The 18,185-nt window shown below is 63.4% G+C and carries 20 protein-coding genes and 1 pseudogene; 9 read left to right on the forward strand and 12 right to left on the reverse strand.

Annotated features, from left to right (window positions below; all coding sequences use genetic code 11):
- Window positions 1-23 precede the first annotated feature (23 nt).
- Both AC3WLP_RS26655 and AC3WLP_RS26660 read right to left on the reverse strand, forming a co-directional pair.
- A complete protein-coding gene (locus tag AC3WLP_RS26655) occupies window positions 24-1,514 on the reverse strand; it encodes a M16 family metallopeptidase (RefSeq protein ID WP_012053967.1) in 1,491 nt (496 codons plus the stop codon).
- Entirely contained in the window at window positions 1,507-2,862 is a 1,356-nt protein-coding gene (locus tag AC3WLP_RS26660; protein WP_012053966.1) for a M16 family metallopeptidase, read from the reverse strand. Before AC3WLP_RS26660 ends, AC3WLP_RS26655 begins: the two co-directional genes overlap by 8 nt.
- Before the next feature lie 231 nt (window positions 2,863-3,093).
- Between AC3WLP_RS26660 and ftsY the strand changes: the two genes are divergently transcribed.
- The 4 genes from ftsY (at window position 3,094) to rpoH (ending at window position 7,210) form a co-directional block, all read left to right on the forward strand.
- Window positions 3,094-4,548, forward strand: coding sequence for a signal recognition particle-docking protein FtsY (ftsY, locus tag AC3WLP_RS26665; protein ID WP_088512580.1), 1,455 nt, complete (start codon window positions 3,094-3,096; stop codon window positions 4,546-4,548).
- A 2-nt stretch (window positions 4,549-4,550) separates the two neighbouring features.
- Window positions 4,551-5,222 carry a cell division ATP-binding protein FtsE gene (ftsE, locus tag AC3WLP_RS26670; RefSeq protein ID WP_003249079.1) on the forward strand — a complete coding sequence of 224 codons (672 nt, stop codon included), beginning with the start codon at window positions 4,551-4,553 and terminating at the stop codon, window positions 5,220-5,222.
- The gene (gene ftsX, locus AC3WLP_RS26675; protein WP_003249081.1) at window positions 5,219-6,244 is read left to right on the forward strand and encodes a permease-like cell division protein FtsX; all 1,026 of its coding nucleotides are present in this window, start codon (window positions 5,219-5,221) and stop codon (window positions 6,242-6,244) included. The genes ftsE and ftsX overlap by 4 nt, the downstream gene beginning before the upstream one ends.
- Window positions 6,245-6,355: 111 nt before the next feature.
- Window positions 6,356-7,210, forward strand: a complete 855-nt coding sequence (gene rpoH / locus AC3WLP_RS26680; protein ID WP_012053964.1) for an RNA polymerase sigma factor RpoH — start codon at window positions 6,356-6,358, stop codon at window positions 7,208-7,210.
- Window positions 7,211-7,460: 250 nt separating this feature from the next.
- Here rpoH and mtgA read toward each other — a convergent pair.
- Window positions 7,461-8,206 (reverse strand): annotated as a pseudogene (mtgA, locus tag AC3WLP_RS26685) (monofunctional biosynthetic peptidoglycan transglycosylase).
- A gap of 29 nt (window positions 8,207-8,235) precedes the next feature.
- On the opposite strand from mtgA, the gene AC3WLP_RS26690 reads away from it, so the two are divergent.
- The 4 genes from AC3WLP_RS26690 (at window position 8,236) to trmB (ending at window position 10,509) form a co-directional block, all read left to right on the forward strand.
- Window positions 8,236-8,607 carry a DUF423 domain-containing protein gene (locus AC3WLP_RS26690; RefSeq protein ID WP_003249087.1) on the forward strand — a complete coding sequence of 124 codons (372 nt, stop codon included), beginning with the start codon at window positions 8,236-8,238 and terminating at the stop codon, window positions 8,605-8,607.
- 102 nt (window positions 8,608-8,709) lie between these two features.
- Window positions 8,710-8,910, forward strand: a complete 201-nt coding sequence (thiS, locus tag AC3WLP_RS26695; protein WP_003249090.1) for a sulfur carrier protein ThiS — start codon at window positions 8,710-8,712, stop codon at window positions 8,908-8,910.
- Window positions 8,911-8,964: 54 nt separating this feature from the next.
- The gene (locus tag AC3WLP_RS26700; RefSeq protein WP_003249091.1) at window positions 8,965-9,777 is read left to right on the forward strand and encodes a thiazole synthase; all 813 of its coding nucleotides are present in this window, start codon (window positions 8,965-8,967) and stop codon (window positions 9,775-9,777) included.
- A 9-nt stretch (window positions 9,778-9,786) separates the two neighbouring features.
- Window positions 9,787-10,509: a tRNA (guanosine(46)-N7)-methyltransferase TrmB gene (trmB, locus tag AC3WLP_RS26705; RefSeq protein WP_004575478.1), complete on the forward strand. Its 723-nt coding sequence runs from the start codon at window positions 9,787-9,789 to the stop codon at window positions 10,507-10,509.
- 208 nt (window positions 10,510-10,717) lie between these two features.
- Here trmB and AC3WLP_RS26710 read toward each other — a convergent pair whose 3' ends face one another.
- The 9 genes from AC3WLP_RS26710 to AC3WLP_RS26750 all read right to left on the reverse strand — a co-directional run bounded on the left by AC3WLP_RS26710 (window position 10,718) and on the right by AC3WLP_RS26750 (window position 17,287).
- Complete coding sequence (locus AC3WLP_RS26710) at window positions 10,718-11,044, reverse strand: DUF3392 domain-containing protein (protein ID WP_003249095.1); 327 nt, start codon at window positions 11,042-11,044, stop codon at window positions 10,718-10,720.
- 9 nt (window positions 11,045-11,053) lie between these two features.
- Window positions 11,054-12,229 (reverse strand): radical SAM family heme chaperone HemW, encoded by a 1,176-nt coding sequence (gene hemW / locus AC3WLP_RS26715; RefSeq protein ID WP_003249098.1) that lies wholly within the window; start codon window positions 12,227-12,229, stop codon window positions 11,054-11,056.
- Window positions 12,226-12,822, reverse strand: a complete 597-nt coding sequence (gene rdgB, locus AC3WLP_RS26720; RefSeq protein WP_003249101.1) for an RdgB/HAM1 family non-canonical purine NTP pyrophosphatase — start codon at window positions 12,820-12,822, stop codon at window positions 12,226-12,228. The genes hemW and rdgB overlap by 4 nt, the downstream gene beginning before the upstream one ends.
- Window positions 12,819-13,253, reverse strand: coding sequence for a DUF4426 domain-containing protein (locus tag AC3WLP_RS26725; RefSeq protein WP_064613754.1), 435 nt, complete (start codon window positions 13,251-13,253; stop codon window positions 12,819-12,821). Before AC3WLP_RS26725 ends, rdgB begins: the two co-directional genes overlap by 4 nt.
- Window positions 13,254-13,275: 22 nt before the next feature.
- Window positions 13,276-13,896, reverse strand: coding sequence for a methionine biosynthesis protein MetW (metW, locus tag AC3WLP_RS26730; RefSeq protein WP_088512579.1), 621 nt, complete (start codon window positions 13,894-13,896; stop codon window positions 13,276-13,278).
- Between the two features lie 7 nt (window positions 13,897-13,903).
- Window positions 13,904-15,043 carry a homoserine O-succinyltransferase MetX gene (gene metX / locus AC3WLP_RS26735; protein WP_003249108.1) on the reverse strand — a complete coding sequence of 380 codons (1,140 nt, stop codon included), beginning with the start codon at window positions 15,041-15,043 and terminating at the stop codon, window positions 13,904-13,906.
- Window positions 15,044-15,142: 99 nt separating this feature from the next.
- Window positions 15,143-15,733, reverse strand: a complete 591-nt coding sequence (locus AC3WLP_RS26740) for a YggT family protein (protein WP_088512578.1) — start codon at window positions 15,731-15,733, stop codon at window positions 15,143-15,145.
- 10 nt (window positions 15,734-15,743) lie between these two features.
- Complete coding sequence (proC, locus tag AC3WLP_RS26745; protein ID WP_004575483.1) at window positions 15,744-16,562, reverse strand: pyrroline-5-carboxylate reductase; 819 nt, start codon at window positions 16,560-16,562, stop codon at window positions 15,744-15,746.
- A gap of 38 nt (window positions 16,563-16,600) precedes the next feature.
- A complete protein-coding gene (locus AC3WLP_RS26750) occupies window positions 16,601-17,287 on the reverse strand; it encodes a YggS family pyridoxal phosphate-dependent enzyme (protein WP_004575484.1) in 687 nt (228 codons plus the stop codon).
- A 65-nt stretch (window positions 17,288-17,352) separates the two neighbouring features.
- On the opposite strand from AC3WLP_RS26750, the gene AC3WLP_RS26755 reads away from it, so the two are divergent.
- Window positions 17,353-18,185: type IV pilus twitching motility protein PilT (locus tag AC3WLP_RS26755; RefSeq protein WP_103340314.1), on the forward strand; the 833-nt coding region annotated here is incomplete at its 3' end.

Genomic DNA, 18,185 nt, shown 5'->3' on the forward strand with positions numbered 1-18,185 from the left:
GGCGGGAGGGGTGGATCTTGGCATTAGTGCTCCGGTACCCCGAGCGGTTGCTCGGAGGGCTTGTCAGTGGGTGCTGGCAGCGGTTTTTGTGGCACTTTCGGGCCAACGGTGACGATCACCAGTTTATCGGCTGACAGGTGTTTGTTCATGGCTGCCTTGACCTGTTCGACGGTAAGGGCCTGGGACTGTTGCATGAAGTCCTCTAGCCAGGTCAGCGGCAAGTTGTAGAAGCCGATCGCGCCCAGTTGGCCGACGATGCTGGCATTACTGGCATTGGACAGCGGGAAGCTGCCGGCCAGCTCGCGCTTGGCATCGTCCAGTTCCTGTTGGGTAGGGCCCGTCTTCAGGTAGTCGGCGAGAATGCCTTGCACCAGCTTGAGCGTACCTTCGCTGAGCTCGGCACGGGTTTGCAGGTTGATCATGAACGGACCGCGTACCTGCATCGGGCTGAATACCGAGTAAACGCCGTAGGTCAGGCCACGCTTCTCTCGCACCTCGCTCATCAGCCGGGTACCGAAGGCGCCACCCCCAAGGATCTGGTTGCCCAGCGACAGGGCTGGCCAGTCCGGGTCCTGGCGGTCGATCCCCAGTTCGGCCAGCATCAGGTGGGTCTGCTTGGACGGGAAGTCGATGTGGGTCAGGCCGGCCTTGGCGTCTGTGGGTTGGGCCGGTGCGGCCAGCGCAGGGCCCTTGGGCAGGCCGGCAGACACCTGGGCGGCGATGGCTTCGGCCTCTGCACGGCTGAGGTCGCCGACGAGGGCGATTACCGCATTGCCGCCGGTATAGGCCTTGGCGTGGAACGCGCGCAGCTGGGCAAGGCTTATGCCCGTGATGCTCTCTGCGGTGCCGTCGCTTGGGTGGGCGTAGGGGTGGTCGCCATAGAGCTTGCCGAAAAGGGCCTTGCCGGCGATCTTGCCGGGGTTTTGTTTCTCATATTCGAAGCCAGCCAGCATCTGGTTCTTGATGCGCTTGAGGGCATCCTCGGGGAATGTTGGCTTGCCCGCCACCTCTGTAAACAGTTTGAGGGCCGGTTCGCGCTTGTCCTTGGCACTGAGACTGCGCAGCGATGCGACGGCCATGTCGCGGTAGGAACCGTTGCCAAAGTCTGCGCCCAGGCCTTCGAAGCCCTCGGCGATGGCGCTGACGTCCTTGCCGGCCACGCCCTCGTTGAGCATGGCGTTGGTCAGAGCGGCCAGGCCTGGCGTGCCGCCGTCCTGGCTGCTGCCGGCAGCGAAGGTGACGCGCAGGTCGAACATGGGCAGTTCGCGGGCCTCGACGAACAGCACCCGGGCACCTTCGGCGGTGTTCCAGTGCTGGATGTTCAGCTGACGCCGGCTGGGTGCCTTGCCATTCAGTTCGGCCAGCGACTGCAAGGTGTTGGCCGGGCGGGCTGCGCTGCTGTCGGCCTTGGCAGCGTTATCGGCCATGGCCGGAGCGGCCAGCACTGCCGCCAGCGCCAGGGCACGAATGCCCGTGGCCAGCAGGGTTGGGCGTGGTGCGCGGCGATCACTCATGGGCGGACTCCTCGGGCAGTACATGGGCAACGCTCAGGCGTTCGCGGGTGAAGTAGGTGCGCGCGGCGTTCTGGATGTCCTGCGGGTTGACGCGCTTGAGCTCGTCCAGTTCGCTGTCGATCAGCTTCCAGGACAGGCCGACGGTTTCCAGCTGGCCGATGGTGGTGGCCTGGCTGCTGATGGAGTCGCGGTCGTAGACCAGGCCGGCGATGACCTGAGCGCGTACGCGTTCCAGCTCTTCGGCGCTGGGCGGCGTGCTCTTGAGTTCTTCAAGCAGCTGCCAGATGCCTTTCTCGACGTCGGCGAGGGTTTTCTGCTTCTGCACATTCGGCGTCGCCGAGATCAGGAACAGGCTGTCGCCGCGGGTGAAGGCGTTGTAGCTGGACGACGCGCCGGCCACCAGTTCCTGGCCACGCTCCAGGCGGGCCGGCATGCGGGCGCTGTAGCCGCCGTCGAGCAGTGCCGAGATCAGGCGCAGGGCATGTACCGTCCGAGGGTCCTTGGCGGTGGGCAGGCCGGGCACGTTGAAGCCGTAGATCAGGCTTGGCAGCTGGGTTCGTACGTGCAGGGTCAACTGGCGCCAACCAGGTTCGGCCAGTTCCAGTGGCAGCTTGGCTGGCGGTACGGCGCGTTTGGGAATATTGCCGAAATACTTCTGCGCCAGGCCCTTGACCTCGGCGGCGGTGACATCACCGACCACCACCAGGGTGGCGTTGTTGGGGGCGTACCAGGACTCGTACCAGTGGCGCAGTTCCTCAACTTTCATGCGCTCCAGGTCGGCCATCCAGCCAATGGTCGGCGTGTGGTAGCCGCTGGCCGGGTAGGCCATGGCGCGGAACAGCTCGAATGCCTTGGCATTGGGCTGGTCGTCGGTGCGCAGGCGGCGTTCTTCCTTGATGACCTCGATTTCGCGGCTGAACTCGTCGGCAGGCAGGCGCAGGCTGGCCAGGCGGTCCGCCTCCAGTTCCAGGGCTACCGGCAGGCGGTCGCGGGCCAGCACTTGGTAATAGGCGGTGTAGTCGTCGCTGGTAAAGGCGTTTTCATCGGCGCCGAGGTCACGCAGAATGCGCGAGGCCTCGCCGGGGCCGACCTTGGCGCTGCCCTTGAACATCATGTGTTCCAGCGCATGGGACAAGCCGGTCTGGCCCGGGGTCTCGTAGCTGGAGCCGACCTTGTACCAGATCTGCGAGACCACCACCGGGGCGCGATGGTCTTCGCGGACCACGACCTTCAGGCCATTGTCGAGGATGAATTCGTGGGTGGGTTGCACATCGGCGGCAAAGGCCGCGAGCGGCAGGCAGAGCGTGCCGAGCAACAGGCCAGCGGCGCGGCGGGCTAGAGCGTTCATACGGTGTTTAACCTGTTCGGCGGCCCGCTGGGTTTAGCGTCGGCGGGCCAGGAGGTGCTAGGATACTGATCCGGTTGCCTGGCGACCATGCCTGTCGCCGTTCTGGCCCACAGGACACTAAGTCAAAACATTGCGCATGAACCAGCCGGCTTCAAGATAGTCTGTTCTGCGTAGAGAGAATTCCCGATTGGCCATAGCTGGCCTATCGCTACCCTGAGATAGCCGTCTTCCATGTTTGGTTCCAACGACGACAAAAAAGCGCCGGCCGAGGCTGGTGAGAAGAAAGGCCTGTTCAGCTGGTTTCGCAAGAAGCCGCAGCCACCTGCGGGAGCGGGCGTGCCCGCGCATGAACCCCCCGCTGTCGAGCAGTCTGCAGCCGCTCCGGTCGAGGGATCTGCCGCCGAAGCGCCACAGGCCCCCGAACCCGTTCAGGCCCCTGCTGCCCCACAGCTGGCTGAGCCGCAGCCGGACGCCGCACCGGCCCGGCCCCCGGTAGTCGAGGCCCCCGTCCCTGAACCGGTGGCGTCCCAGCCATTGCAGGCGCCTGAGCCAGAGCCGGTTGCGTCCATGCCCTTGCAGGCGGCCCCTGTCGAGTCTGCCCCTGTCGAGACCGCAGCGCCGGTCAGCAACCTGGTGCTGCCGGTTGCCGAAGAGCCCGTGGCCCTGGTGCCGGACCTGGAGCCGAAGGCACCGCCCGCAATCCCGGAACGCGCGGTACCCGCCCCGGCGGCGCCTGTTGCTGCACCCGTCGAACAGGCCAAGCCCGGCTTCTTCGCGCGCCTAAAGCAAGGCCTGTCCAAGACCAGTGCCAGCATCGGCGAGGGCATGGCCAGCCTGTTCCTCGGCAAGAAGGTCATCGACGACGACCTGCTCGATGAAATCGAGACGCGCCTGCTGACTGCCGACGTGGGTGTGGAGGCTACCTCGGCCATTGTCCAGAACCTGACCCAGAAGGTCGCGCGCAAGCAGTTGGCCGATGCCGATGCCCTGTACAAATCGTTGCAGGAAGAACTGGCTGCGCTGCTGCGCCCGGTCGAGCAGCCGCTGAAGGTACAGGCCCAGAACAAACCCTATGTGATCCTTGTGGTTGGCGTGAACGGCGCCGGCAAGACCACCACCATTGGCAAACTGGCGAAAAAGCTGCAACTGGAAGGCAAGAAGGTCATGCTGGCTGCCGGTGATACCTTCCGCGCCGCCGCGGTCGAGCAGTTGCAGGTGTGGGGCGAGCGTAACCAGATTCCGGTGATCGCCCAGCACACGGGTGCCGACTCTGCTTCGGTCATCTTCGATGCCGTGCAGGCCGCCAAGGCCCGTGGCGTCGACGTGCTGATCGCCGACACTGCCGGCCGCCTGCACACCAAAGACAACCTGATGGAAGAGCTGAAGAAGGTCCGCCGGGTCATCGGCAAGCTCGACGTTGAGGCGCCGCACGAGGTGCTGCTGGTGCTTGACGCCGGCACCGGCCAGAACGCCATCAGTCAGGCCAAGTACTTCAACCAGAGCGTCGAGCTGACCGGCCTGGCCCTGACCAAGCTGGACGGCACTGCCAAGGGCGGGGTGATCTTCGCCCTGGCCAAGCAGTTCAACATCCCGATCCGTTTCATCGGCGTCGGTGAAGGCATCGACGACCTGCGTACCTTCGAAGCCGAGCCGTTCGTCAAGGCTCTGTTCGCCGAGCGAGATTGACCATGATCCGATTCGAGCAGGTTGCCAAGCGCTATCCCAACGGTCATGTGGGGTTGCATGAGCTGAGTTTCCGGGCGCGCCGGGGCGAATTCCTGTTCGTCACCGGCCACTCCGGCGCAGGCAAGAGCACCCTGCTGCGCCTGTTGCTGGCCATGGAGCGCCCGACCAGCGGCAAGCTGATGCTGGCCGGGCAGGACCTTGGCCAGATCAGCAATGCGCAAATCCCGTTCCTGCGCCGGCAAATCGGCGTGGTGTTCCAGAACCACCAGTTGTTGTTCGACCGCACCGTGTTCAACAACATTGCCTTGCCGCTGCAGATTCTCGGCCTGTCCAAGGTCGAGATCGCCAAGCGCGTGGACTCGGCGCTGGAGCGCGTGTCGCTGTCCGACAAGGGCGAGCTGTTTCCGGCCGACCTTTCCACCGGGCAGCAACAGCGGGTGGGTATCGCCCGCGCCATTGTTCACCAGCCGGCTCTGCTGCTGGCCGACGAACCCACCGGTAACCTCGACCCGCGCCTGGCTGCAGAGATCATGGGCGTGTTTGAGGACATCAACCGCCTGGGCACGACGGTATTGATCGCCAGCCACGACCTGGCACTGATCGCGCGCATGCGCCACCGCATGCTGACCTTGCAACGCGGCCGCTTGATCGGCGATGGGGAGGCCGGGCAATGAACACTACACGCACGCCGAAGGTTTCCGAGCGGGTCGCACCGAAACCGGCCGATCCGCAACCTGCGAAGAAAAAGCGCGGTGAAGACGATGATGGCCCGGACTTCCGCACCCTGCTGCATGCCTGGCTGGAAAGCCACCGTGCCAGCTTGGCCGACAGCCTGCGCCGCCTGGGCAAGCAGCCGATCGGCAGCTTCTTCACTTGCCTGGTCATGGCAGTGGCGCTGAGCATGCCGATGGGCCTGTCCTTGTTGCTGAAGAACGTCGAGCAGCTTGGCGGTTCTTGGCAGCGCGCTGCGCAGATTTCGCTGTACCTCAAGCTTGATGCCGGCAGCCGCGATGGCGAAGCGCTGCGCGACGAGATCAAGGGCATGCCTGGCGTGGCGGACGCCCAGTATGTAAGCCGCGAGCAGGCCCTGGAGGAGTTCCAGCAGCAGTCCGGCCTGGGCGAGGCCTTGCGCGAACTGCCAGACAACCCATTGCCGGGTGTGGTGGTGGTAACCCCGACCGAGGTCGACAAGCCGGCCCTGGACGCCTTGCGTCAGCGCCTGGCGGAGCTGCCGCGGGTGGACGTGGCGCAACTGGACCTGGTCTGGGTCGAGCGCCTGGCAGCCATCCTCAAGCTGGGTGACCGCTTCGTCTTCGGCCTGGCCGTAATGCTGATTTCTGCCCTGCTGTTAGTAATCGGTAACACAATTCGTCTACACATTGAAAACCGTCGTATCGAGATCGAAGTGATCAAGCTGGTCGGCGGCACCGACGCCTACGTGCGCCGGCCGTTCCTGTACATGGGCGCCCTGTATGGCCTGGGCGCAGGCCTGCTGGCGTGGGGCATCCTGGCGTTTGGCCTGAACTGGCTGAACGAGGCGGTGGTAGGGCTTTCCGGGCTGTATGGCAGTGACTTCGCCCTGGGCGGCGTTCCGGCTTCCGATGGTCTGTCGCTCTTGATCGGAGCAGTGTTGTTGGGGTATATCGGTGCATGGATTGCAGTCGCCCGCCACTTGAACGAGCTGGCGCCGCGATAGTTTTTACGTGCCAGCATTGACATTTTCTTCACTGCGGAACTTGTACCGTCGTTCCAGGTCAATGTTGGCAGCGCCCACAAGGTGCGAGTTTTGTAAGTCGGAGGTTCTTGAATGACCACATCGTTGCAACCTGCCTATGCCCTGGTACCCGGTGCAAACCTGGAAGCCTATGTGCACACGGTCAACAGCATCCCGCTGCTGACGGTCGAGCAGGAGCGTGATCTGGGCGAGCGTCTCTATTATGAGCAGGATGTCGAGGCCGCTCGTCAGATGGTGATGGCCCACCTGCGTTTCGTCGTACATATCGCCCGTAGTTATGCCGGCTACGGGTTGGCCCAGGCTGACCTGATCCAGGAAGGCAATGTCGGCCTGATGAAAGCCGTCAAGCGCTTCAACCCTGAAATGGGCGTGCGCCTGGTGTCGTTCGCTGTGCACTGGATCAAGGCAGAGATCCACGAGTTCATTCTGCGCAACTGGCGCATCGTCAAAGTGGCTACCACCAAGGCTCAGCGCAAGCTGTTCTTCAACCTGCGTAGCCAGAAGAAGCGCCTGGCGTGGCTGAACAACGACGAAGTGCATCGCGTGGCGGAAAGCCTTGGCGTCGAGCCGCGCGAAGTGCGCGAGATGGAAAGCCGCCTCAGCGGCCAGGACATGGCCTTCGATCCGGCAGCGGAAGCTGACGACGACAGCGCCTTCCAGTCGCCTGCGCATTACCTGGAAGACCACCGTTACGATCCAGCGGTGCAGTTGGAGGATGCCGACTGGAGTGACAACTCCACCAGCAACCTGCACGAAGCGCTGCAAGGTCTGGACGAGCGTAGCCGCGACATTCTCTATCAGCGTTGGCTGGCGGAAGAGAAGGCCACCCTGCATGAACTGGCAGACAAGTACAGCGTATCGGCTGAACGTATTCGCCAGCTGGAAAAGAATGCGATGAACAAGGTCAAGGCACTGATTTCTGCCTGATCGAGTCTGGGTTGTAAAGAAAAGCCGCTGGCCCTATGGGGTGAGCGGCTTTTTTTGTTTGTGCTGGCTTCGCCGGCCTCTTCGCGGGTAAACCCGCTCCTACAGGGGATGCGGTTGCCTGTAGGCGCGGGTTTGCCCGCGAGGAGGCTGGGGGATGCGGTTGCCCGTAGGCGCGGGTTTGCCCGCGAGGAGGCCGGGGATGCGGTTGCCCGTAGGAGCGGGTTTACCCGCGAAAGGGCCGGGCCTGCATTCAAAGCTTTCTGGATGAGTCCAGCTGCATCAGGTAGCTGGGCCCGCCCAACTGGCTCATCTGCCGGCGAATCCAGCCGGCCCGGCTGGCCACGTAGGCACTCGGCCGGCTGGCACTCCATTTGATTGGGCTAGGCAGCACCGCAGCCAGCTGCGCCGCCTGCTGGCGGCTGAGCCGGCTGGCGTCGACACCAAAGTGATAACGCGCCGCCGCCTGGGCACCAAACACGCCCTTGCCCCACTCGGCGCTGTTCAAATAGACCTCGAGAATCCGCTCCTTCGACCAGAACAGCTCAATCAGTGCGGTGAACCAGGCCTCCAGCCCCTTGCGAAACCAGCTGCGGCCTGACCACAGAAACAGGTTCTTGGCCACTTGTTGGGTCAGGGTGCTGGCGCCGCGAATGTTGCCACCGCGTTCGTTGTGGGCCAGCGCCGCCTGAATGGCCGGGAGGTCGAAGCCCCAGTGGTTGGCGAACTTCTGGTCCTCGCCAGCAATGACTGCAACCTTGAGCTCATCGGAGATGTTCTCCCAAGGCTCCCAGTCGCGCTGCAGGTCGATCGGTTCACCATTCACCCAAGACTGTACCTTGCGCTCGACCATCAGCGCCGTGCCGGGCGGTGGTACCCAGCGGAACACCAGCACCAGCACGATGCTGCCGGCAACGAACCAGAGCAGGGCGCGGGAGAGGCGACGGATAAGCGTTGACAGCATGTCGATGGCTTGGCCCTAAGGGTGGAAGGGGCCATTATACAGACCCGATACAAGGAGTCGTCCCATGCTTCGCAGCTTCCTGATGCTTGCCGCCTTTTTTGGCTTTACCGGTGTCGCCCTGGGCGCCTTCGCCGCTCATGGCCTGAAAAACCGGCTGACGGCTGACTACCTGGCAATCTTCCATACCGGCGTGACTTACCAGCTGGTCCATGCCTTGGCGATCTTCGGCGTTGCGGTGCTCTCGGCGCACCTGCCCGGGCGCCTGGTCGGGTGGGCTGGCGGCCTGTTTGCGTTGGGCATCGTGCTGTTCTCCGGCAGCCTGTACCTGCTGACCCTCAGTGGCCTTGGCAAGCTTGGCATCATCACCCCGATGGGTGGCTTGTGCTTCCTTGTCGGCTGGCTGTGCCTGGGCCTGGCAGCCTGGCGGCTGGGCTGACCGAGTGGTCCACAATCACGACTAATGGCGCGCACCGCCCTTGGGTTGCAGGGCGGTTCGGCGCTAGAATGCTGGCCCCAAAGAACAATGGTGGCCGTGCGCATGCGCATTAAATTGAACGGTGAACCTTACGAACTGCCTGCCGGCGAAAGCGTTGCAGCCCTGCTGGCGCGCCTGGAACTGACCGGGCGCCGTGTTGCAGTGGAACTGAACCTGGATATCGTGCCGCGTAGCCAGCACGACAGCACGCTGCTGAATGACGGCGACCAGGTCGAAGTGGTCCACGCCATCGGTGGCGGCTGACAGCAGCCCGGCGGTTCACAAGCAAGCCCTGCAACCTTTTCCCGAGGAACAACGATGAGCAACGTTCGTAGCGACAAGCCCTTCACCCTGGCCGGGCGTACTTTCCAGTCGCGCCTGCTGGTCGGTACCGGCAAGTACCGTGACATGGAAGAAACCCGCCTGGCCACCGAGGCCTCGGGTGCCGAAATCGTCACCGTCGCTGTGCGCCGCACCAACCTTGGCCAGAACGCGGGCGAGCCGAACCTGCTCGATGTACTGTCGCCCGACAAGTACACCATCCTGCCGAACACTGCAGGCTGCTTTGACGCGGTGGAAGCGGTACGCACTTGCCGTCTGGCCCGCGAACTGCTCGATGGGCGCAAATCGCACGAGTCCCGGACGCTGGTGAAGCTGGAAGTGCTGGCCGACCAGAAAACCCTGTTCCCCAACGTGATCGAAACCCTCAAGGCCGCCGAAGTGCTGGTCAAGGAAGGTTTCGACGTCATGGTCTACACCAGCGACGACCCGATCATCGCCCGTCAGCTGGCCGAAGTCGGCTGCATCGCGGTCATGCCGCTGGCTGGCCTGATTGGCACCGGCCTGGGTATCTGCAACCCCTACAACCTGCAGATCATCCTGGAAGAATCCAAGGTGCCGGTGCTGGTCGATGCTGGCGTGGGTACCGCATCCGACGCCACCATCGCCATGGAAATGGGCTGTGAGGCAGTACTGATGAACTCGGCCATCGCCCACGCCCAGCAGCCGGTGCTGATGGCCGAGGCCATGAAACACGCCATTGTCGCGGGTCGCATGGCCTACCTGGCCGGTCGTATGCCGAAGAAACTCTATGCCAGCGCCTCCTCGCCGCTGGATGGTCTGATCAAGTAAGAGCAACTGATGACTGAATCGCACGATACGCCGATCACCCCCGACGGCGAAGCCCGCCCACACCGCCGCATCAAGAGCTTCGTGATGCGTGCCGGGCGCATGACCGAAGGCCAGCAACGCGGCCTGGACCAAGGCGGCCCGCTGTACATCCTGCCACTGGCTGACAGCCCGGTGGACTACGACCAGGTGTTCGGCCGTTCGGCCCCGCGCACCTTGGAGATCGGCTTCGGTATGGGCCATTCCCTGCTGGAAATGGCCGCTGCTGCACCTGAGCAGGACTTCATCGGTGTGGAAGTGCACCGCCCGGGTGTTGGCGCGCTGCTCAATGGCGTGCTGACCCAGGGGCTGAAAAACCTGCGGGTGTATGACTGCGATGCTATCGAAGTGCTGAACCGCTGCGTGGCGGATAACAGCCTTGATCGGCTGATGCTGTTCTTCCCAGACCCATGGCACAAGGCGCGTCACCACAAGCGCCGCATCGTCCAGCTGGAGTTCGCCGAGCTGGTACGTCGCAAGCTCAAGCCTGGTGGTGTGTTCCACATGGCCACCGATTGGGAGCCGTATGCCGAGTACATGCTGGAAGTGATGAGCGCAGCTCCTGGCTATCGCAACCGTGCGGCAGACGGCACCTATGTGCCGCGCCCCGAAGAGCGCCCGATCACCAAGTTCGAACGCCGCGGTGAGCGGCTGGGGCACGGGGTGTGGGACTTGAAGTTCGAGAAGGTCGATTGAGCGGCTGATACGGCTTCTCGATGTGCCGATGCTTGCAGGAATGCAGGCGAAAAAAACCGCCTTGAGAAGGGCGGTTTTTTCTTTGTAGGAGTGGGTTCACCCGCGAATACGGTAGTGGCGGCAACGGTGAACGGCGGGTGGAGATTGGCCAGCACGGCCGGCCCTTTCGCGGGTGAACCCGCTCCTACAAGGGCCCGGGGCCATTGGGTCAGCCTCGGCGATCCGCCACCACGCCAATCAATACCAGCACCACCAGCAACACAGGCGCCAACGCATAGTTGTTGAACTGGCTGAGCCCCTTCACCACCCACGGTGTGGCATAGATCAGCGCAGCACCGCTACCGATCATGACCATCAGCGCCATGAACGGCACGCGCAGGGCGCCCGCGAGGCCGCCCAGGCGCTGCTCGGCCCAGGCTTTGACATCAGTGCCGAACAGCACCAGCAGGCAGCCTACCAAGGCCAGTGAAATCTCCGACAGGTTGCTGCGGCTCCAGCGGGAAACCGTCGCGAGCAGATCAAGTACCAGATCCATGGGTCATCCTTAGGTCAAGAAATACTGCAGCAGGTCATTGAGGAACAACTGGCCCCTCGGCGTGGCTACCAGTCGATCCGGTTCGACCTGCAAAAGGCCCTTTTGTTCGGCGGCACGGCGTGCTTCCTGCAGCTGTGACAGCGGCAAGCCGGTGCGTTGGGTGAACAGTTCGGCTTCCACGCCATCGGTCAGGCGCAGGGCGTTCATCAGGAACTCGAACGGCAGTTCATCGACTGGCAGCAGCTTCTCGCCGGCCTTGAACGGCTTGGCCAGGTTCAGGTAATCCTTGGGCAGGCGGGTCTTCCAGGTACGCAGGATGCGCCCGTCGGCAAAGGTGAGCTTGCCGTGAGCGCCAGCGCCAATGCCGATGAAGTCACCGAAGCGCCAGTAGTTGAGGTTGTGCCGGGCGGCGCGGCCTGCCTGGGCGTAGGCCGATACCTCGTACTGGCGGTAGCCGTGCTCGGCCATCAGCGCTTGGCCGGCTTCCTGAATATCCCAGAGGATGTCGTCTTCGGGCAGCTCTGGCGGCTGGTTCCAGAACACCGTGTTCGGCTCCACGGTCAGCTGATACCACGACAGGTGGGTCGGCCCCAGATCGATGGCCTGGCGCAGGTCACCCAGCGCATCGTCCAGCGACTGGTCGGGCAGGCCGTGCATCAGGTCCATGTTGAAATTGTCGAAACCGGCCGCGCGCGCCATGTCGGCGGCCCGAACCGCTTCGTCGCCATTGTGGATGCGCCCCAGTGCCTCCAGCTTGGCTGGCTGGAAGCTCTGCACGCCGATCGAAAGACGGTTGATACCGGTCTGCCGGTAGGCCTTGAACTTGTCCTGCTCGAAGGTGCCCGGGTTGGCTTCGAGGGTGATCTCGATGTCTGGCGCGAACGGAATACGTTGCTCTATGCCACGCAGTAGCCGGCCAAGGGCGTTGGCACTGAACAGGCTTGGCGTACCGCCACCGAAGAAGATCGAGCTGATCGGGCGACCTTGTACGGCAGCCAGTTCCTGGTCGAGGTCGTCGAGCAGGGCTGTGACGTAGGCATCTTCCGGTAGTTCAGGCCCGGCTGCGTGGGAGTTGAAGTCGCAATAAGGGCATTTGCGTACGCACCACGGAATGTGGATGTACAGCGCCAGCGGCGGCAGGCTGCTAAAGCCTGCCGCGCCGGGGGGCGACAGCATTTCGATCATGCCAGGCCCAGACGTTTGCGCAGCAGGGCCATGGCACGGGCGCGGTGGCTGAGCTGGTTCTTGTCTGCTGGGGCTAGATCGGCGCTGGAGCAGTTGCGCTCCGGTACCCAGAACAGCGGGTCGTAGCCAAAGCCCTGCTCGCCGCTGGCCTCGAACAGGATGCGCCCGTGCCACAGGCCTTCGCACAGGATCGGCAATGGGTCGTCGGCGTGACGCACCAGCGCCAGAACGCAGACGAACTGTGCACTGCGCTCAGCTTCAGGCACGTCTTTCAAGGCTTCGAGCAGCTTGGCATTGTTTGCCGCGTCACCTTTGCCATCGGCATAGCGCGCCGAGTAGATGCCCGGCGCGCCGCCGAGGAAGTCCACTGCCAGGCCAGAGTCATCGGCCAGGGCCGGCAGGCCGGAAATGCGGGCGGCGTTGCGCGCCTTGAGGATGGCGTTCTCGACGAACGACAGGCCGGTTTCTTCCGGCTCCACCTGGCTGAACTCACCAATCGAGTGCAGCTGCACGGAATGGCCGAGCATGGCCTGGAGTTCCTTCAGTTTGCCGGCATTGTGGCTGGCCAATACGAGTTGCTGGAAATTCATCATTCGCCTGGGAACACTTCCTGGTTGAAGCTGAGAGAGTTGCTGATGCCGCCGGTTTCGATGTTCAAGTCGAAGGTGACGGTTTCTGGCTGGTCGATCTTGAACTGGGCGATGTAATACACCGCGCCCTGTTCGGTAATCTGCTTGAACGACAGCGGGCTGCTGCGCCCGGTCAGGTCCTTGACCGTGCCGCTGATCACCGCTGTTGCAGGTTTGCTGGCCTTGAGGACGGTAATGTTGAGCACGCCCTGGTTCTTGCTGCGCACCAGGCCGGTGGCCGCGGCCACCTCGGGTGTGAGCATGCTCGAGGTGAATGCGCTGTAGTGCACCGTCACGTCACCAAATACCTCCTTGCGCTCGGGGCGTGCGGCATCGGCAGCCAATACTGGCAGGGCCAGGCACAGGCTGATCAGGAACAGGGCTAGGCGACGCATGGTGCGATTCCTCCGGTGGGCGTCAGACCGCGAGCTGATGCTCTTGCAGGCCCGGACTGCTGACGCGGTAGATGCCGATCTCACCTAGAAGATTAGGCCATAGCCGGCCACCCCACCCGTTGCGGTGCAAGTGGTCGACCGCCAGGCGGTCGAGTACCTTGGCTCGGCGTTCGTGCACAAGTTCTTCGAAGTCGGCGAAGGTGCAGAAGTGGATGTTCGGCGTGTTGTACCAGGTATACGGCATGAAGTCCGATACCGGCATGCGGCCTTTGGTCGCCAGGTACCAGCGGCAGCGCCAGTGGCCGAAGTTCGGGAAGGTGATGATGCACTGACGGCCTACTCGCAGCATTTCGTCGAGGATGCGGTCGGGGTATTCCACGGCCTGCAGGGCTTGGGTCATGATCACCACGTCGAAGCTGTTGCTGGCGAAGTTGCCCAGGCCTTTGTCCAGGTCCTGTTCGATGACGTTGACGCCCTTGGCCACGCAGGCGGCGATATTGTCGGCGTCGATTTCCAGGCCGTAGCCGGTGACCTGTTTGCAGTCACGCAGCGAGGCCAGCAGTTCGCCGCTACCGCAGCCCAGGTCGAGTACCCGGCTGCCGGCGGGGATCCAGTCGTGGATGATTTCCAGATCGGCTCTCATGCTGTCCTCAGATGGCAATGCGGTTCATGTAGTTCGAGAAACCCTGCATGTAGCGAGGTGTGGGGATCAGGAAGGCATCGTGCCCGTAGGGCGAATCGATCTCCAGGTAGCAGACGTTCTTGCGCGCGGCCATCAGCGCGTCGACGATCTCGCGCGAACGGGCCGGAGAGAAGCGCCAGTCGGTGGTGAACGACATGATGCAGTAGTCTGCCTTGACGTGGGCCAGGGTGGCGGCCAGATCACCACCGTGCGTGGCGGCCGGGTCGAAATAGTCCAGTGCCTTGGTCATCAGCAGATAGGTGTTGGCGTCGAAACGGCCGGAAAACTCCTCGCCCTGATAGCGCAGGTAGCTTTCGACCTGGAACTCGACGCTGTGGAAGTCGTAGTTGAGTTTGTCGCTTTTCAGCTCTCGGCCGAATTTTTCACCCATCGAATCATCGGACAGATAGGTAATGTGGCCGACCATGCGTGCCAGCATCAGGCCGCGCTTGGGGATCACGCCCTGGTCCTGGAACGAGCCTCCATGGAACTCAGGGTCGGTAAGAATGGCCTGACGCGCCACCTCGTTGAAGGCGATGTTCTGCGCCGACAGCTTGGGTGCCGAGGCAATGTCGACGCAGTGGCGTACGCGCTCGGGGTAGGTCATCGTCCATTGCAGCGCCTGCATGCCACCCAGGCTACCGCCGACGATAGCTGCCCACTGCTGGATGCCCAGGCGGTCGGCCAGCCGTGCCTGGCTGTGCACCCAGTCTTCCACGGTCAATACCGGGAACTCGGCGCCATACGGTTTACCGGTGGCTGGGTTGACACTGCTGGGGCCGGTGCTGCCGTTGCAGCCGCCGAGGTTGTTCAGGCTGACCACGAAGAAGCGGTTGGTATCGATCGGTTTTCCGGGGCCGATGCAGCTGTCCCACCAGCCCGGCTTGCGGTCGGTGGCGGCATGGTAGCCAGCGGCATGGTGGTGGCCGGACAGGGCATGGCAGATCAGCACGGCGTTGCTCGCGCTGGCGTTCAGGGTGCCATAGGTCTCGTAGACCAGTTCGTAACTGGCCAGTGAACGGCCACAGGCCAGTGCCAGCGGTTCATCGAACCGGGCGGTTTGCGGTACTACCAGACCGACGGAATCTTCGGGAAAGACAGTTGACATCGACCCTGCTCACGCTTGACGGAGGCGTAAGTCTAAAGAGCGCTACCCCCAGCGGCAAGCAAAGGCTTGCGACGGGGGGCACGCTGGCTCTGGCGAGCCTCAGATCATTCGCCACAGCTCTTGAGGCATGCCCGCGTAGGCGGCCAGCGGAGGCATGACAAACGACTGGATCACCTGGATCGCCAGGAAGGCGAAGATCGGCGAGATGTCCATGCCGCCCAGGTTTGGCACCAGGCGGCGGAACGGTGCCAGCACTGGCTCGCTGATCTGGTAGGCCAGTTCGGCCGCCGGGTTGTGGCTGTTGGGGGCAACCCAGGAAACGATCACCATGATGATCATCGCCACCCAGAAAATCTTCAGGAACAGCGAGGTGATGCCGATGATCGCCCACATCAGCAGGTGCAGGACGTCGCCGAAGGTACCGTAGGTGACCATCAGCACAAAGCCCATCAGCAAGGCCTGGATGACCACCGCCAGCAGTAGCGACGAGGTATCCAGCCCGCCAACGCTAGGGATGATCCGGCGGATCGGCTTGAGCAACGGTTGGGTGGCACGAACGGCGAACTGGCACAGCGGGTTGTAGAAGTTGGCCTTGACCAGTTGCAGCACGAAGCGCAGCAGGACGATGACCAGGTAAAGGCTGACCAGGGTTTGCACCACGAAAATCGCGGCGCCTGACAGTGCATTCATCTAAAGCTCCTTATTTGCCCAGTTGTTCGGCCAGCTCGGCGGAGCGCGTGGCTGCAGCCTGCAGCGCCTGCTCGACGATGGCTTCGAAGCCGCTGGCCTGGAACGACTTGATCGCCGCTTCCGTGGTGCCGGCGGGCGAAGTGACGCGGCGGCGCAGTTCAGCGGCATCGACATCGCTTGCAACTGCCATGCGCGCGGCGCCCAGGGCCGTCTGCAAGGTCAGTTGGGAGGCCGTTTCGCGTGGCAGGCCGAGTTTTTCGCCTGCCGCGGTCATGGCCTCGATCAGCAGGAAGAAGTATGCCGGGCCACTGCCGGACACAGCTGTCACGGCGTCCAGTTGCTGTTCCTGCTCCAGCCACAGGGCGGTGCCCACGGCCGACAGCAGTTGTTCGGCCTGCTGACGCTGTTCGCCGGACACTTCAGCGGTGGCGTACAGGCCGCTCACGCCTTGGCGCAGCAATGCCGGGGTGTTGGGCATGCAGCGCACCACCGGGCGAGCGCCCACCCAGCTTTGCAGGCTGGCGCACGTGATGCCGGCGGCGATTGAAACGATCAGCTGGCCATCCTGCAGGTTGGGTTGCAGTGCCTGACATACGGTTTTCATGACTTGTGGCTTGACCGCCAGCACGATGACGTCAGCGCCATCGATGGCCTGGGCGTTGTCCTCGAAGGCTTCAATGCCGTGCTCGGCCTGGATGCGACTGCGGGTCTCGGCGCCCGGGTCGCTGGCGCGGATCTGCGAGGCGTCCAGGCCCTGGGCACGCAGACCACCGATCAGGCTGGCGGCCATGTTGCCGGCGCCGATAAAGGCAATACGTGTCTTGCTCATGTCAGGTCCTTGTGGAAAAGAGTGAGTGAAGCATGGAATCAGGTGTTGCCGTAGTCGCGGGCGCCGAACAGGGCCGTGCCAATTCGTACCCACGTCGCGCCCTGGGCGATAGCCGCTTCCAGGTCGTGGCTCATGCCCATGGACAGGGTGTCCAGGCCAAACCCCAGGCCTTCCTGCAACTTGCGCAGGCTGGCGAAGGCGGCCTCCTGGGTGGCGCGGTCTTCGGTGGGTTCCGGGATTGCCATCAGCCCGCGCAGGCGCAGGTTGGGCAGTGCGGCTACGGCTTTGGCCAACGCGGGTAGGTCGGCCGGGGTGCAGCCGGATTTACTGTCTTCGCCGCTGACGTTTACCTGCAGGCAGATGTTCAGCGGCGCCAACCCGGCAGGGCGCTGTTCCGACAGGCGTTGGGCAATTTTCAGGCGGTCCACGGAATGCACCCAGTCGAAATGCTCGGCGATGGCTTTGGTCTTGTTCGACTGAATGGGGCCGATGAAGTGCCAGATCAAGGGCAAGTCGCTGAGGGCCTGCTGCTTTGTCAGTGCTTCCTGTAGGTAATTCTCCCCGAAGTCGCGCACACCGGCGGCATGGATCTCGCGGATAGCGCTGGCGGGCTTGGTCTTGCTCACGGCCAGCAACTGGACGCTGGCCGGATCACGCCCGACTGCCTGGGCAGCACTGGCGATACGGGCGGAAATCGCGGAAAGGTTGTCTGCTAGGGTGGACATGGATCGATGCCGGCAGCTGTAGGGTCTGCGGCATTCTACCTGCTTGAAGGCCTTTGGGGAGTCTCATGGATGTGACCGACCTGTTGGCCCGAGCTGTGGATGCGGGGGCTTCAGACCTGCACCTGGCGACGGGTCAGATTCCGATGCTGCGCCTGGATGGCGAGTTGCAGCGTATGGGCTTGCCGCCCTTGAGCCAAGGGGCCTTGATCGAGGGCATGGCGAGCGTGCTGGATGATGACCAGCGCCGGCAGTGGGCCCAAGGCGATGAAATGGACCTTGCGCTGGAATTGCCTGCGCTTGGGCGCTTTCGGCTGAACCTGTTTCGCCAGTTGAATGGCCCGGCGGTTACCTTTCGGTTGATTCCGGGGCGCATTGCGACGGTGAGTGAGCTGGACCTTGCGGATGTGTTTCTAGCTGTTGCGCAATGCCGGGATGGCTTGATCCTCGTGGGCGGGCCGACCGGCAGTGGCAAGTCCAGTACCCTGGCAACGCTGCTCGACCAGCTGAACCGCGAGCGGGCGCTGCACATCATCACCCTGGAAGACCCTGTCGAGGTCATCCATGCCAGCCAGCGCAGCCTGGTCAACCAACGTGAGATGGGGCGCCATAGTCGCGGCTTTGCTCAGGGGCTGCGCAGTGCGCTGCGCCAGGACCCGGACGTGATCATGATCGGCGAGTTGCGCGACCTTGAAACCATTCGCCTGGCCCTGCGCGCGGCCGAAACCGGGCACCTGGTGCTGGCAACCGTGCATGCGCGTTCGGCGACCAGCAGCATCGACAGGTTGGTGGAGGTTTTTGCTGCCGAGGAAAAGCCGTTGGTGCGGGCGATGCTGGCCGAGTCACTGCGCCTGGTGGTCGCGCAGGTGCTGGTCAGGCGCGTGGGGGGCGGGCGGGTGGC

It is taken from the genome of Pseudomonas sp. FW305-E2 (assembly GCF_058782925.1).